Here is a 262-nt window from a genome sequence, read left to right as displayed (position 1 = left end):
GAACAGCAGGGAGGCGGGCACCATCTGGCCTATGTCCACAGTGTTGAAGCCTGCCGTGCGCGCCGTGGCCGACTGGAAGAAGGCCGCCAGCAGCTGGCCGCCGGGCCCGGCGTTGCCGAAGGTGGCGGGATTGTTGTGCTCCAGCAGCCAGAACATCAGGGTGCCCAGCAGCAGCAGCCCCGGGGTCATCAGCAACATCAGCTTGCTGTGCAGCTTGAGCTTGCGCCAGCGACGGTTGCGCACCAGATCGACGATGACGGTA

The 262-nt window shown here is 65.6% G+C and carries 1 protein-coding gene; it reads right to left on the bottom strand.

The window, feature by feature from the left end; translation table 11 throughout:
* The coding region (locus tag B4920_RS26695; RefSeq protein WP_305847133.1) for a potassium transporter TrkG at window positions 1-262 on the bottom strand (262 nt) is incomplete at both ends.

It is taken from the genome of Zoogloea sp. LCSB751 (assembly GCF_002028455.1).
Classification (GTDB): Bacteria; Pseudomonadota; Gammaproteobacteria; order Burkholderiales; family Rhodocyclaceae; genus Zoogloea.
Note: the sequence above shows the minus strand (reverse complement) of the source record. Positions and strands in the feature narration are given on the sequence as shown.